At 42.5% G+C, this 14,037-nt stretch carries 13 protein-coding genes; all 13 read right to left on the bottom strand.

Annotated elements, in window-relative coordinates; translation table 11 throughout:
- Window positions 1–90 precede the first annotated feature (90 nt).
- Entirely contained in the window at window positions 91–1,368 is a 1,278-nt protein-coding gene (locus ACW44H_RS05675) for a sugar transferase (RefSeq protein ID WP_457507592.1), read from the bottom strand.
- Window positions 1,365–1,724 carry a hypothetical protein gene (locus ACW44H_RS05670; protein WP_457507590.1) on the bottom strand — a complete coding sequence of 120 codons (360 nt, stop codon included), beginning with the start codon at window positions 1,722–1,724 and terminating at the stop codon, window positions 1,365–1,367. The genes ACW44H_RS05675 and ACW44H_RS05670 overlap by 4 nt, the downstream gene beginning before the upstream one ends.
- A 419-nt stretch (window positions 1,725–2,143) precedes the next feature.
- The gene (locus ACW44H_RS05665) at window positions 2,144–3,484 is read right to left on the bottom strand and encodes a UDP-glucose dehydrogenase family protein (protein WP_457507589.1); all 1,341 of its coding nucleotides are present in this window, start codon (window positions 3,482–3,484) and stop codon (window positions 2,144–2,146) included.
- A 169-nt stretch (window positions 3,485–3,653) separates the two neighbouring features.
- Entirely contained in the window at window positions 3,654–4,436 is a 783-nt protein-coding gene (locus ACW44H_RS05660) for a glycosyltransferase family 2 protein (RefSeq protein WP_457507587.1), read from the bottom strand.
- Window positions 4,437–4,669: 233 nt separating this feature from the next.
- Window positions 4,670–5,770, bottom strand: a complete 1,101-nt coding sequence (locus ACW44H_RS05655) for a glycosyltransferase (protein WP_457507585.1) — start codon at window positions 5,768–5,770, stop codon at window positions 4,670–4,672.
- 93 nt (window positions 5,771–5,863) lie between these two features.
- A complete protein-coding gene (locus ACW44H_RS05650; protein WP_457507583.1) occupies window positions 5,864–7,234 on the bottom strand; it encodes a DUF6337 family protein in 1,371 nt (456 codons plus the stop codon).
- Entirely contained in the window at window positions 7,234–8,163 is a 930-nt protein-coding gene (locus ACW44H_RS05645) for a glycosyltransferase family 2 protein (RefSeq protein ID WP_457507581.1), read from the bottom strand. Before ACW44H_RS05645 ends, ACW44H_RS05650 begins: the two co-directional genes overlap by 1 nt.
- A gap of 579 nt (window positions 8,164–8,742) precedes the next feature.
- Window positions 8,743–9,999, bottom strand: coding sequence for an O-antigen translocase (locus tag ACW44H_RS05640; RefSeq protein ID WP_457507579.1), 1,257 nt, complete (start codon window positions 9,997–9,999; stop codon window positions 8,743–8,745).
- A 3-nt stretch (window positions 10,000–10,002) separates the two neighbouring features.
- Window positions 10,003–11,127: a DegT/DnrJ/EryC1/StrS family aminotransferase gene (locus ACW44H_RS05635; RefSeq protein ID WP_457507577.1), complete on the bottom strand. Its 1,125-nt coding sequence runs from the start codon at window positions 11,125–11,127 to the stop codon at window positions 10,003–10,005.
- Window positions 11,127–11,645: a GNAT family N-acetyltransferase gene (locus ACW44H_RS05630; protein WP_457507575.1), complete on the bottom strand. Its 519-nt coding sequence runs from the start codon at window positions 11,643–11,645 to the stop codon at window positions 11,127–11,129. The genes ACW44H_RS05635 and ACW44H_RS05630 overlap by 1 nt, the downstream gene beginning before the upstream one ends.
- Complete coding sequence (locus ACW44H_RS05625; RefSeq protein WP_457507573.1) at window positions 11,642–12,043, bottom strand: sugar 3,4-ketoisomerase; 402 nt, start codon at window positions 12,041–12,043, stop codon at window positions 11,642–11,644. The genes ACW44H_RS05630 and ACW44H_RS05625 overlap by 4 nt, the downstream gene beginning before the upstream one ends.
- Entirely contained in the window at window positions 12,043–12,912 is an 870-nt protein-coding gene (gene rfbA, locus ACW44H_RS05620; protein ID WP_457507571.1) for a glucose-1-phosphate thymidylyltransferase RfbA, read from the bottom strand. The genes ACW44H_RS05625 and rfbA overlap by 1 nt, the downstream gene beginning before the upstream one ends.
- Entirely contained in the window at window positions 12,909–13,982 is a 1,074-nt protein-coding gene (rfbB, locus tag ACW44H_RS05615; RefSeq protein ID WP_457507570.1) for a dTDP-glucose 4,6-dehydratase, read from the bottom strand. Before rfbB ends, rfbA begins: the two co-directional genes overlap by 4 nt.
- Between the last annotated feature and the right edge of the window lie 55 nt (window positions 13,983–14,037).

Below are 14,037 nucleotides of genomic sequence, written 5' to 3'. Positions count from 1 at the left end.
ATAAAAACCTCACAACTCCTGTCGCTCTATCCACAGCCAGCTCAGTTCAACTTGATATATTAATCAAGACAACCAACCATGCCAAATACATCACTTAGCACCAAACCCCGTCAAAATCGTTTTTAACGTCTTGAACGCGATCAGTATATCTATCCATAGCGAAAAGTGCTTAATGTAGTAAAAATCGTGTTCGATCTTGATGCGGGTATCATCTGCATCACTGGCGTAACCATGAACCACCTGAGCCCAGCCGGTGATACCTGGCTTGACTACATGGCGGTAGATATAGAAAGGAATCTCTTTCTCGAATTGATCCACAAAAAAGCGTTGCTCAGGGCGCGGGCCGATAAGGCTCATATCGCCCTTCAATACGTTGAAGAATTGCGGCAGCTCGTCCAGGCGCGTCTTCCGGATGAACTTACCAACCCGCGTGATTCGCATATCGTTGCATTGTGCGAGCATGGCTCCGTCTTTCTCCGAATCGCGGCCCATACTTCGGAATTTATAGATTCGGAAGGTGTGGTTGCCCTGCCCAACACGATCTTGAATAAACAGTGCTGGGCCAGGACTATCTAACTTTATCGCTACAGCTGTCAATGCCATAAGAGGCAAGGTTAACGGAAAGGTTACTAATACTGCTGCGGTGTCGATGAATCTCTTACAATTCATATAGAAAAATGAAGGCAGTAAAGAACCATATTCATTCTCAGATAATCTATCGATTCTAACGCGCCCAGTAAGAGATTCTTGAATTTGTTTGACATGATACACAGGAATCTGACTAAGTGTGCACTCTGCAAGAAAGTGCTCCCACTCCCCTGATAGATCATTAGCGTGTAAGTCTGCAACAATCCCATCCACTCTGACCCCATCAAGCTCAGGACTGTCTAGAAAACGGAGCTCGACATTTGTCGTCGGTTCAAGCTTTAATGCTTCACCAACTGGTACAACACCAAACTTTAAGCGCCTGTATCTTATACCGATGAAATACCCAGCATAAAACCAGACCAACGTCAGTATATAACCACCCCCTATTACTTGACGTGTATAGCGCTCACGTGTAAACAGCAAAATAGCCATAGCTATCAAAAAAACAACTGAAACTGTAGGGAAGATGAAGGAAGCGACCTTCACCCCTGGGAAGCGCATCAGGCGCCGTAAAATAAACAATATACATAAAAATGATAAGGCTATTGCGGCAATAGTGTTTCTTCGCACGTCTGGAAGATACAACCAAAAATCCCAGCCCCACCTCTCTAAACCAGGTATTAATACGACAAAAGGCAGCCCTATTAATATCTGAAAGGCAATACCAAGAAGAAATACCTCATACCACCGCGAATGACGGCGTTCGAATTTATTATTCACACATACTCCTGAATGACATAATCCCTACATACGGGGTAGTACAACAGACCAGCCGCTTTTACATCCGCTACATCCGCCGCCGGTTCGAGCGGGTTTCGCTCACAAATAATGACCGGAGCGGTCAGCTGTTGTTTTGGCCAGCCGAAATCGACAGCACAAAATATCTTCCATTCGGTGGAGATCTCTAGCGAATTGGCGCCCTTACCCGCTTGGTCGCGAGTGGCCATCTGGCTCAGATCATAGCGTAACCAGTAGATTTGCTTATCATCCAGCATCGCCTCCGGTTCATTGGCCTGAACCATGGCGCCGACATGCCACAGCGACTCCATCAATGTGCAGTTTGAGATTTCACACATATCGTTGATCTCTTTAAATAAAGTTCAGGGGGTGCTACAGCCCTGGAATGTACCGAATGCATTTCTATGACCTAATACTGATATATACTCAATGCTGCATTTTTCAATAGGTGGTTGGTGAATACGCACGCACAGAGCAATTGTAAATTGATCGGCATGATACATTTTCTTAATGGCGGGTACTACGTAGACAAGCCCTAGGCATTTTACCGCCGAGGGTAAAATTTTTAGATGGTCTGATCGCCCGACAAGTCGGACTCCCAAATGGCCTTGGTAGCCGTCACCTTCTCTAACAACCTCACTGCTAACAGCCCAAAAAGACAGCGACAGGTGCATTAATAGTTAGGCGGCAAAGGTTTTAATGAAAGAGTAAAAGCTCAAGACGGCGCCTTTTATGCAACGCTAATTGATACTGCAGGTTACTCACTCATCAATGGCTTGCGCCCTACGGAGTAGTAGGTAAAGCCTTTGTTGGCCATGCGTGCAGGTTCGTGCATATTACGACCATCGAAAATAGTGGGCTGGCTGAGTTGCGTATGGATCAATGCAAAATCTAGCGCACGGAAATTTTGCCATTCAGTCACTACTACTAGCGCATCGGCCCCATTTAGCGCAGTTTCTTTAGTCCCGCACAGGGTTAGATCATCGCGGTTACCGTATAGCCGCTGGGTTTCTTCCATGGCTTCAGGGTCAAACGCTTGCACCTTGGCACCGGCTGCCCACAGAGCTTCCATTAGCACACGGCTGGGCGCTTCGCGCATATCATCGGTGTTTGGCTTGAAGGCCAAGCCCCAAAGGGCGAATGTTTTACCGGAAAGCGCACCGTTAAAGTGAGCGTGGATTTTCTCGAACAGGGTAGTTTTCTGTTCGGCATTGCGGGCTTCTACCGCTTTTAGCACCTTGGCATCAAATCCAATGTTTTCAGCAGTACGCACCAGCGCCTGCACATCTTTAGGAAAACAGGAGCCACCGTAGCCCACCCCTGGGTAAATAAAGTGATAGCCAATGCGAGGGTCTGTGCCGATGCCCTGGCGCACCGCTTCAATATCAGCGCCCAAGCGCTCAGCTAGGTTCGCCATTTCGTTCATAAAGCTGATTTTGGTCGCCAACATGCAGTTAGCGGCGTACTTGGTTAGCTCAGCGCTACGTACATCCATCACAATCATTTTTTCATGGTTGCGATTAAACGGCGCGTAAAGTTCGCGCATTATCTCAATGCTATGGGTATCTTCGGTACCAATAATAATACGATCAGGTTTTTGGCAGTCCGCCACGGCACTGCCTTCCTTCAAAAATTCCGGGTTGGAGACAACATCAAAGGTAAGCGCCGTTTTGCCGTGCTGTTCTAGTACCCGGGCCACCCAGGTGCGTACTTTATCGGCAGTACCAACTGGCACGGTAGATTTATCAACAATAATTCGGTGCGCCTGCATATGTTCAGCGATGGTTTCAGCCACCTTCAGGACATATTGCAGATCGGCACTACCATCTTCGTCTGGCGGCGTACCCACTGCAATAAACTGCACATCGCCATGGGTAACGCCCGCGGCGGCATCGGTAGTGAACTGCAGCCGCCCAGCGGCGCTGTTCTCTTTTACCAGTGCTTCCAGGCCAGGTTCAAAAATAGGAATGATGCCCTGGGTAAGCTTTTCTACTTTATCGGCATCCACATCGACACACACCACGTGGTGGCCGACATTAGCTAGAATGACGCCCTGCACTAAGCCCACATAGCCGGTGCCAAAAACAGTAATTTTCATAAGCACCCTTTATCTTTTTTCCTTTATAAACACATACTTTTATCATAAATAAAATCATTAAGTGTTCATACATAAAATTTGTGCATTACAGTTAATAAAAACAGCTATTAATCAGCAATTTATGACTGATTTATTTTTTCATTAACACTTAATCATAAGAGCATATATTTTAATCAAGAACACCCAGCTTTTTAGCTAAGGCCGGAAATTTTTGGCGAAGAACTCCCCGAACCGCATAGTGTAAAAAATAATAACTACTTTTCAATAATCCCAATTTTTCAACATCTCGGTAAAGGCGCCATGTAAAGCTTGCGGCATTAGCCTTATTGGATGAAATAGAGCCCTTGCGTAGACGATACTGGCCCAATTTCTCTTGAATCCCGTAAGCAAATTCAGTTTTTTTAAGTAAACATAACCAAAGACCTAAGTCTTGCCGCTTACGAATTAACGGCATATAAACCTTGCCTAACTTTTCAGTATCATACATTGCAGTAAGGCACCCTATCACACAACATTTAAGCAATTGATCATAATTAACTTTTTCAGGTACGCCCATAAAGCCCAAAAGGTTTCCCTGTTCATCAATCTTTTCATAAGCAGAAAATGAAAAAGCGATGTCTTTTTGCTGCATAATATTTAGCTGCCTTTCCAACTTATTTGGTAACCAAAGATCATCACTATCTAAAAAAGCAATATAACGACCTTGCGCAGCAGCTATCGCAGTATTACGTGCTACAGCGGCACCTGAATTTTCTGAAAGTTTAATAACCTTGATACGCGAATCGTTCTCAGCTAACTCATGCGCAAGAGCATACGAATTATCTTGAGAGTTGTCGTCTACAAGAATAAGCTCCCAGTCTTTGAAATTTTGGAACCTAACAGACTCTACTGTTTGCTTCAAAGAAATTTCAGAGTTATAAACTGGAGTTATTATTGATACTAATGGTGTCATATCTTCACTTTAGTTGGCTGTCAAATCTGAGCAATTTAACTACAATTTTACCTCGGTAAATTAATAGATGCCTGGTCAGTCGACTAATTTCACTAGCTAAAATGTGGCATCAAAAAACTGATTATATGCAATATAAATTCTAAAATACTGGTCGTATATTAAATTGCGCGGAATGCCACACTGGCTATTATAAACTGAAGGAGAGCAACGATGATACTTAATATTCTTACATCTCAATCAGCCTTATACGTTTTTATAGTTTTTTCAAATACTCTCTCCATAATTTTAATACAAGCATCCCAGCTGTAGTTTTCGTTTACATGCTGCTTTCCAGCTTCACCCATTTGTAAACGAAGCTCAGGATTAAGCACGAGCTGCTCTATGGCATCAGCCGCAGCTTGTGGGTTTTCACGACGAACGACGAGGCCAGTTTTATTGTTTAATGTTACTTCTGGCAGGCCACCCGCATCAGAGACCACCACTGGGCGGCGAGCAGCACCCGCTTCGATGATAGCAACACCAAAGCTTTCACGACGGCTTAACGCCACGTATATATCCAACTTGGCAAGTTCATTAGGTACTTCTTGATGGGGAACACGGCCTATAAAGTTGGTTTTTTCTGATATACCAAGTTTGCTCGCTAGCTTTTGTAATGCTTCCGTTTGCTGGCCACCACCAACCAACCGCAGCTGTAATTTTTTTGCAAGTTCTGGCCGTATGCTAATTAGCTTTTTATGCAGCAAAGCAAACGCCTCAATTAACGTATCAATGCCATATGCATCCGCCATGGTTTTTACTGTGCCGATAACTAGCTTGTCATTATTAGGCTGCAACGCTTCGATATGGGTATAGGCATTCATATCAACACCAAAAGGTGTGATGTGGATACTACCTACCTCAGGAGCGATCTGGCGGGTTTGCTCGGCCATGCAATAACTGGTAGATGCGACGGCATCAGCCGCCATGACATTTCTACGTACCAACCATTTGTGCACAGGCGATTTATAAGGGAAGTCGTACACATCAGTGCCCCACACCGAAAGCGCGAAGGGACGCACTTGCGCCAAGCACGCGGTAGTACCATAACCACTAGCATAATGCGCATTAACAATATCGGGCTGTAATTGCTTCAGCAAACGACGCACCGCAGGGGCCATTATGAAATAACCAAGCACTCCACGAAAGGGAAAAGTATGCACCGTTACTGCAGGCACAAACGGGTCGCAAGGAGCATGTTGGGTAATCACATGTACTTCATGTCCAGCATCACTTAATCCATTGGCCCAGCGCACGGTGTGGATTGAAGAAGCACCAGAGATTAAGGCAATTTTCATTTTAGCATACCTCATTTCTTGAAGGACAACTCCTTGATCAAGCAGCATCTTACACAACCAAGCTTATTTATTATCACTTTTACATACCTTGCTTTAGTGTAGGCGCTTCGATCTACTGCCTGATAATCCAGCATTAGAAAGAAGTACAAGCAGCAATGCTATAAATGCAGACAAAATAGGCACCTCGTAAGGAGATAAAAGTTTAAAATAAGATGAAAACCAAGAGAAGAATAAGAAAGAAACAATACCTGAATAATAGATAAAGCACACAAAATAAGCTTTAGATAGCATGAATAATAAATAGACAGCAAAGTAAAGTAAAAAATAAACTGGAAATGCAAAAACTCCCATGTACAACATAAAATCAGCCCAGAGAGTTCCCACATTACCAGTTTTGCCGAACCCATCATCCAGCACATAAAAATTAATTAATACATGTTCCCCCTCGTACACCCCTTTACCGACTAAAGAACTCAAAATATTAGACAAGCCGTTAAAAGCAACCGCTATGTCTCTATAGATTATTTCTAAAAAAAAACCATCCTCAATCAATGAAGAGAAAACAATCAATCCTGAAAACAAATAGCCAAGTAAGTGATAAAATATACTCAAATTTAACTGGTAAAAATCCAAGCCATCTGTGCCCCCCCTCCCGTCAATGACCTGTAAAAAATAAACAGTATAGAATAGTGCTACAGCAACAGCCACCAGCCCTAGGACCTTATAAAGAAACGAAAAATTAATTCTGAATCCATTCAATTTAAAGTTTATAATTGTAATCCAAACCAGAGGAACCAAGACCCAATACTTCACTTGCTTCATGAAAAGAAAAACAAATGCAAAAATCAGAAAAAGAGCACACAACCGCCTAACAAAGCGAATAGGAGAGTTTTTATAAAATAAATACAAAAAAGGCACGCACGACATTAACAAAGCAAAACAGTGCCCTACAACCCCATACGTTAATGCCCTTTCATACATCTGACCCGAGATACCACCCGTTGACAAATAAGCATTTAAAATGGAATAAGCTAGAAAGGCTAAAAGAAGAAAAACTGAACTTAAGAAAAGGTAAGCAACGTTTTTTTTATGGAAAAAAACATTTGAAAAACCACCGTCGCCACTCGATTTTGAAAAAGTAAGATCGTTATTACTCTTTTCAAACATACTAGAATAAAGTGCAGGACCATCATTAGCTGTAGCAAACTGCCGAGGTCTCCGACACGAACTAAATATTATAAAAGCAAATAAACTAGCTACAAATGCGATTAGTAGGAAAAGAAAAATGTATTGAAAAACTTTTGGATCTACCTCAAGAAAACCTAAATAACGACCTAGCGTAGCATGAAGAACCGCAATTACGGTTATACCACTGAACGATATTATTACCGGCGTCAACTCCCTCCATAATTTAAGCTCAACATACACTACAAACAAATAAAATAGCAGATACAAATAAAACACTAATTGTAACTCCTTATTCGCAACATTCTTTCTCTGCCCCTATAAAATAAATTAAGCGGCGTGAAAAACCATATCATGTTAAACAGGATTTTATGTAACACAGTTCTTCTATTTCCTAATATGTAAGAAAGAAAAAGCTTATAACGTAGAATCAACTGCTCTTCAAGCTTTAAGAAAAAACCAAATGAAGGAAAAACCTCTTTTTTCTCGTTTTTATTAATAAGTAAACAACATTTAACAAAATCTCTATTGATAAACTTGCTTCCAGCCTTTGAAATGGAATTTGCCACCCGATATTTAACTGTTACAACTTCATTAAAATATAATCGCACACCCGACGCAGTGATCTTTAGCCATAAAGGACAATCCTCCATAAGACGATAGTCTTCATTTGCAAACCCCACATCTTGCAGTAAACTCTTCTTTATAAACTGAGATGGAGCCACATTAAAACTAAAATATCTAAACACATTATTTTGCTCTTTTGCATCAAGAGAAAAAAAATCTAACTGAGATGCATAAGGGATAATCCCAGTAGCGTCTCCAAAACATTCTATATATGAAAATACTATTTGAGCCCTAGGCTCATTAATTATGAAGCTAATATTTGATGACAGACAATTTTCTTTTAATATATCATCAGCTGCAATAATTTTTATCCACTCAGAGGTGCAAGCTTTAGAAGCGTTATTATAGTTAGCTGAAACACCTGAGTTAACACTGTTAACTATCAATTTAGTTGAATCAAATGAAGAACCATACTCTTTAAGCCAATTTTGAGCGATCTCTACAGTTGCATCCCTAGAAGCATCATCTGAAATAACCAATTCAATTTTACGACGATCGTAATCTTGACCCAGTATGCTATCAAGTGTTGATAAAATTGTTTTTTCTGAATTATAAGAAATTACAGCAATTGAAACTTTCACAGCTCTTCCTCGAAAATATCGTACGTAGCATCAACTAAAATCTCTCAATAAGCGTTGCACACAAACCCTTATTTGGCCTATGTCTCAACTCAAATCCCTTAACACGTGATTCACAAAACAACTATTTACTGAATAAAATCATCTGAATTATCGTTAGATTCATCATCAATAACAAATAATTCTATGTTTACAGTCTTTATCAATCCCACTTTGAATGCTGTTTTGAACAAACCGTGCGTGTCTGTAACAGAGTATAACAATGGAGACGAAAGGTTGCTCATTTGTATGTTTATTTCTTTAATGTATTAAGCATAAAAAAATCATATTAATTTAATAGATTGGGGTCTTATGTTCTGTCGATTTCTTCGGCGCAGGCAGTAAGCAACTATTATTTAATTCTTTATTCTGGGGATTAAAACTTTGCTGAGTTTTTTTGCTTTATTGTCATAATTCAGTTAAGGCTGCGCCATCTTTGCAATTATTCAGATTCCTCATATCAAGTAACCATAGCACGGACTGTAGTTCTGCTGCGAGGATTTCGAAGTCGGAAAATGAAAGTTGGGAGTAATTTTGCATTACTTACTTTGCTTCTCTCAAAACTGTATTACCAATGAAAACACTCATTACCACCCAATATATTGCGTAGTTGACGGCATGGGCGATAGACATGCCTTCTAAACCTACCATGCCAGTGAACAAGTATGTCCAGCCGTAAAAACCTATTGCAAAAACGATTTCGGTAATTATAAATAGCTTCATCATAGCTTTGCTAAGCATTAAATAAGCCAGTAGCCAACTACCTATCTTCAATGTATCCCCCACCATTTGCCAGGCAAAAAGCTCACGCATAGGGATAAAGTCTTCAGTGAACAGTACACTGATAATAAAGTCACGTAGCAAATAAATAACCAAGCCGCAGGCTGCTGCGGCAGGCAGAATAACTTTATAACCTTGGATTATTTCTTTCTTAATATCAGCTGGCTTTTGTAACTCAGACAGTTTTGGTAGGTAATACACACTCAGTGTTGTTGTCACTAACATTAGATACGCTGCACTTAAACGCCACATGGCTTCCCAATAGCCAGCTGCTTCCCAGCCAAGTGTATCACCCAGGTGGTTACGAATCAGAATATGACTTATTGGCACGCATGCCGCACTGGTCAATGCCATTGCAGTAAACTTACTTAGATTTAGCAATACTTTTTTATTTATATCACCAAAAAGATAGCTAAATTTAAACCAGTCAGCTTTGTAGCAAAGATATAAAGTTACCACAAAAGAAAAAGACGGATGAATAGCTAGCGCAGTTAATGCTCCATGTAGACCAAACTGAATGGCTAGTACACTAGTGACTGCGAGAGAGAAAACACTACCCACAATGTTAGCAATAATATAACGGTGGATTTCTTTTTTGCCATTTAATATTGCCAAAAGAAGTGTATTTAATATAAAAAACACAAGGGTTATGGAAAACCAAATAAAAACTGTATTGTAGCTTTCATCTTTTAAAAACAAATATGCAATTTGCTTACTAAATAGCGACACACCAATGCCCGTAATGACAGAGCCGACAATGGCAATAGTGCCAGCTGTACGCCAAACTTGGCGTTGTTTTTCTTCTTCGTTGTAATATTCTGCAGTGTATTTTACTACGCCGGTGTTAATTGCTCCGCTGGCAAACGTTGTAATCATTTGCACAGCATTTTGGAAGTTACCAATGGCAGCGTAGCCTGTGGGGCCAACATAGATAGCTAGAATTTTATTTAGGCCCAGCAAGGTTAGCATTTTAATGACTACAGCTATACCGTTAAGCAGGCTGGTTTTAATCAGTGTCATGCCTCAGGGCATCTCAAAGTGATTACAGGCGGCAATAACAGCATCTACCTGTTCATCTGTCATCACCGGGCTGATCGGCAAGCTAAGCACTTGCTGATGAATAGCTTCCGTCAGCGGATACTTTTGTGCGCTCCACTCTGCATATGCCTGTTGCTGATGCGGTGGGATCGGGTAGTGAATCAGTGTTTGAATACCTGCACTTGTCAGGTAGGCTTGCAAGGCATCGCGTTCTGCCATGCGAATAACATATAAATGGAATACATGGTTTTCCAGTGACTCATCTGTGCTGTCGGCTGATATTGGCTGAGATAGCGCTTTATGGGTGATGCCTTTGGCATAGGCCAGTGCAATTTCTTTGCGCCGCTGTGTTTCAACAACCAGATGTTTAAGTTTTACACGTAGCATGGCCGCTTGCATTTCATCCAGGCGACTATTAACACCTTGATAGAGATTCTCATATTTTTTATGGCCGCCGTAGTTACCCAAGGCGCGGATAGTACTCGCCAGCTCATCATCGCTTGTGGTAACGGCACCTGCATCCCCCAAAGCACCCAGATTTTTACCAGGGTAAAAACTGAAGCCTGAGGCATGACCCCAACTACCAGCTTTTTTACCATTGATGGCAGCACCATGTGCTTGCGCGGAATCTTCCAATACCAGTAGATCATGTTGATCCGCCAATGTCATGAGCTCAGGCATTGGGGCCAATTGGCCATATAAATGAACCGCCAAAATGGCTTTAGTATTGGATGTAATAGCCTTTGCTGTTTTCGTTGGGCAGAGATTATAAGTCTGCTCGTCAGGCTCAACCAACACCGGTTTGAGTCGGTTTTCGGTAATGGCAAGAATACTCGCTATATAGGTATTGGCAGGAACGATGACTTCATCGCCTTCCTTAAGCTTGCCAAGCTCTTTCCAGGCCCGCAGTGTCAGCGTCAATGCATCCAGGCCATTGGCTACACCAATGCAATGTTTGCTGACGCAATATTCAGCAAATTCAGACTCAAAAGCCTTTAGCTCTGTGCCCTGAATGTACCAACCGGAATCGATGACACGAGTAGCAGCATCTACTAAGTCTTGGCGGTATTGCGCATTGATGGATTTGAGGTCGAGGAAAGGTATTGTCATTAGATTTTGTCTGCCAAGTTCTCTTTTGCTTTTAGTACTGCTTCTTCTGTTATCTCAAAGTAATCATTAACTTCATCTTCACTAAATTTAATGGCTCCCATCCTTGTATGAAATCTGATCACTCCTTTATTTCCTTTCATAACATCAAAATGCGATTTTTTAAAACCTAGTCTCTTAAAACCAAACTCATAAACAAGAAAAGCACTTTCCAAAGCCGCGTAGCGTGTTTTTTTTTCGTTAAGTATCCAGCTACCCCAACAGAATGAGTCCTTACGAATATCGTAAACACGAACCGTACCACAAGGAGTGCCATCTAAACGTTCAATAATGAAGTAATACTGCTTGCCTTTCTCTTCATCATCTTTATATTTTTTTATCCAGTTTCTTTGCGCTTTAACATCAGGACTCACTGCAGAAAGAAAAGTGTTGTATCGTTCATCTAATCGCAGACTCAAAATAAAGTCAGCATCAGACTCTTCTACAAATCTAATTAGGATGTTTTTAGATTCTAAAATCATTCAGCCATCCTTAAGAAATCGCCATAATCACGGATATAGTCATCCTCATCATAGTGTTCGCTTGCCAACACTAGTAGCACGCAGTCGGGGGAGAAGTCATGCATTTCCCGCCAAACCAAGTCTTCAATAACCAGCCCTTTAGTCGGTGAATCAAGCCATACTGTTTCTTTATGCTTGCCATTATCCAACACCATGCGGCAGCTGCCTGTCACACACACCGCTACCTGCTTGAGTGCCTTGTGCGCATGAAAACCCCGAGCAACTTCTGCCTTGGTACCAAATATGTAGTAGACACGTTTAATATCGAACGGAACCGTTTTATTAGCCTCAAGCGCGACCAATGATCCGCGGTCATCACCTAATGAGAGAAGGTCTATCAGCTTTACTAAGCCACTCATTATGTTTCCCCTGCCAGCTTGAGCAGGTACTGGCCATAACCGTTCTTGCTCAAAGCTTGCCCCTGTGCTTTTAGCTGCTCTTTGCTTAGCCAACCGTTATTGAAGGCAATTTCTTCTAGGCACGCCACTTTCAATCCTTGGCGATGCTCAATGGTTTGCACAAAGCTACCCGCTTCCAGCAGGCTTTCATGGGTGCCCGTATCTAGCCATGCAAAGCCACGTCCTAGAAGCTCTACGTTCAGGTCACCGCGTTCTAAATAAGCTTGATTAATACTGGTAATCTCCAGCTCTCCGCGGTGTGAAGGCTTCACCTGCTTAGCAATTTCCACCACATCGTTATCGTAGAAGTACAGGCCGGTAACCGCATAGCTGGATTTGGGCTGCTCAGGCTTTTCCTCAATAGAGATAGCCTTGTTGTTTTCATCAAAAGCCACCACGCCAAAGCGTTCCGGGTCCTTCACCTGATAACCGAATACAGTGGCGCCGGATGTGCGTGCAGCGGTATGCTTCAGCTTGGGAGAAAAGCCCTGACCATAAAAAATGTTGTCACCCAAAACCAAGCAAACACAGTCATCACCAATAAAGTCTTCACCGATAATAAATGCCTGCGCCAAGCCATCTGGGCTGGGCTGTTCGGCATAGCTGAGCTTTACACCGAAGTTACTGCCGTCACCCAACAGTTTTTCAAAGTTGGGCAGGTCTTCAGGAGTGGAGATAATTAAAATTTCACTGATACCGGCCAGCATCAATACTGAAAGCGGGTAGTAAATCATTGGCTTATCGTAAATAGGCAGCAACTGCTTAGAGACGCCTTTGGTAATTGGATACAAACGCGTGCCGGAACCGCCAGCCAGAATGATTCCTTTCATGCATTTACTCCTAAACGTTCTCTTTGATAGCTACCGTCTTGTACTCGTTGGCACCACCTTTGGTTTTCTAGGTACCACTGCACGGTTTTACGAATGCCAGTATCGAAGGTTTCTTCTGGTGCCCAGCCTAGTTCTTTCTGAATTTTGCTGGCATCAATGGCGTAGCGCATATCGTGACCAGGGCGGTCTTTCACAAAAGTGATCAGGTCACGGTAGCTGCGTTCCTGCGGATGGAGTTCCTGCAGGATATCACAGATGGTGCGGACGACTTCGATGTTCTGTTTTTCGTTATGACCGCCAATGTTATAGGTCTCCCCTACCTGGCCTTGCGTGACTACTTGGTAGAGCGCCCGGGCATGGTCTTCCACATAGAGCCAATCACGCACCTGTTCGCCTTTACCGTAAACTGGTAACGGCTTACCTTCTAAAGCATTAAGAATTACCAGTGGAATCAGCTTCTCGGGGAAGTGATAGGGGCCATAGTTATTTGAACAGTTAGTGATCAGCGTTGGTAGGCCGTAGGTGCGCTGCCATGCACGTACCAAGTGGTCGGAGCTGGCTTTGCTCGCCGAGTATGGACTGCTTGGAGCGTAGCTAGTTTGTTCAGTAAATAGATATTCTTCTGCGTTCGGTGTTTTGCTGAGATGGGGGAGATCGCCGTAGACTTCATCCGTGCTTATATGATGAAAGCGAAAGCTTGCCTTACGGTCGACATCTAAAGATTGAAAGTAGATGCGAGCAGCTTCCAGTAAGGTATAGGTGCCAATAATGTTGGTTTCGATAAAGTCCGCCGGACCATCTATAGAGCGGTCTACGTGGCTTTCGGCGGCTAAATGCATGATGGCGTCTGGCTGATGTCGGGCCAATACTCGGTTCACTTCAGCAAGGTTACAAACATCCACTTGCTCAAAGGCGTACCGCTCGCTGTCACTGAACTCAACCAAGCTTTCTAAGTTGCCAGCATAGGTTAGTTTATCAAGGTTAATCACTTCGTCTGAGGTGTTGGTAATAATATGCCTGATGACTGCTGAACCTATAAACCCAGCACCGCCTGTAATAAGAAACTTCATTTTTACACCTATTCAACTCAGACTAAGTAGCAATAGCCAACATTTAGATTAATAT

This window comes from Vreelandella sulfidaeris Esulfide1, from assembly GCF_054072535.1.
The sequence above is the reverse complement of the archived record's forward strand: the minus strand, read 5'-3'. Positions and strand labels throughout refer to the sequence as shown.

Excerpts from the sequence above, each read along its gene's own strand:
- rfbA (WP_457507571.1), bottom strand. The coding sequence starts at position 12,912 with ATGAAAGGAATCATTCTGGCTGGCGGTTCCGGCACGCGTTTGTATCCA.
- ACW44H_RS05660 (WP_457507587.1), bottom strand. The coding sequence starts at position 4,436 with ATGACACCATTAGTATCAATAATAACTCCAGTTTATAACTCTGAAATT.
- ACW44H_RS05635 (WP_457507577.1), bottom strand. The coding sequence starts at position 11,127 with ATGACAATACCTTTCCTCGACCTCAAATCCATCAATGCGCAATACCGC.
- ACW44H_RS05670 (WP_457507590.1), bottom strand. The coding sequence starts at position 1,724 with ATGTGTGAAATCTCAAACTGCACATTGATGGAGTCGCTGTGGCATGTC.
- rfbB (WP_457507570.1), bottom strand. The coding sequence starts at position 13,982 with ATGAAGTTTCTTATTACAGGCGGTGCTGGGTTTATAGGTTCAGCAGTC.
- ACW44H_RS05640 (WP_457507579.1), bottom strand. The coding sequence starts at position 9,999 with ATGACACTGATTAAAACCAGCCTGCTTAACGGTATAGCTGTAGTCATT.
- ACW44H_RS05665 (WP_457507589.1), bottom strand. The coding sequence starts at position 3,484 with ATGAAAATTACTGTTTTTGGCACCGGCTATGTGGGCTTAGTGCAGGGC.
- ACW44H_RS05625 (WP_457507573.1), bottom strand. The coding sequence starts at position 12,043 with ATGAGTGGCTTAGTAAAGCTGATAGACCTTCTCTCATTAGGTGATGAC.
- ACW44H_RS05630 (WP_457507575.1), bottom strand. The coding sequence starts at position 11,645 with ATGATTTTAGAATCTAAAAACATCCTAATTAGATTTGTAGAAGAGTCT.
- ACW44H_RS05655 (WP_457507585.1), bottom strand. The coding sequence starts at position 5,770 with ATGAAAATTGCCTTAATCTCTGGTGCTTCTTCAATCCACACCGTGCGC.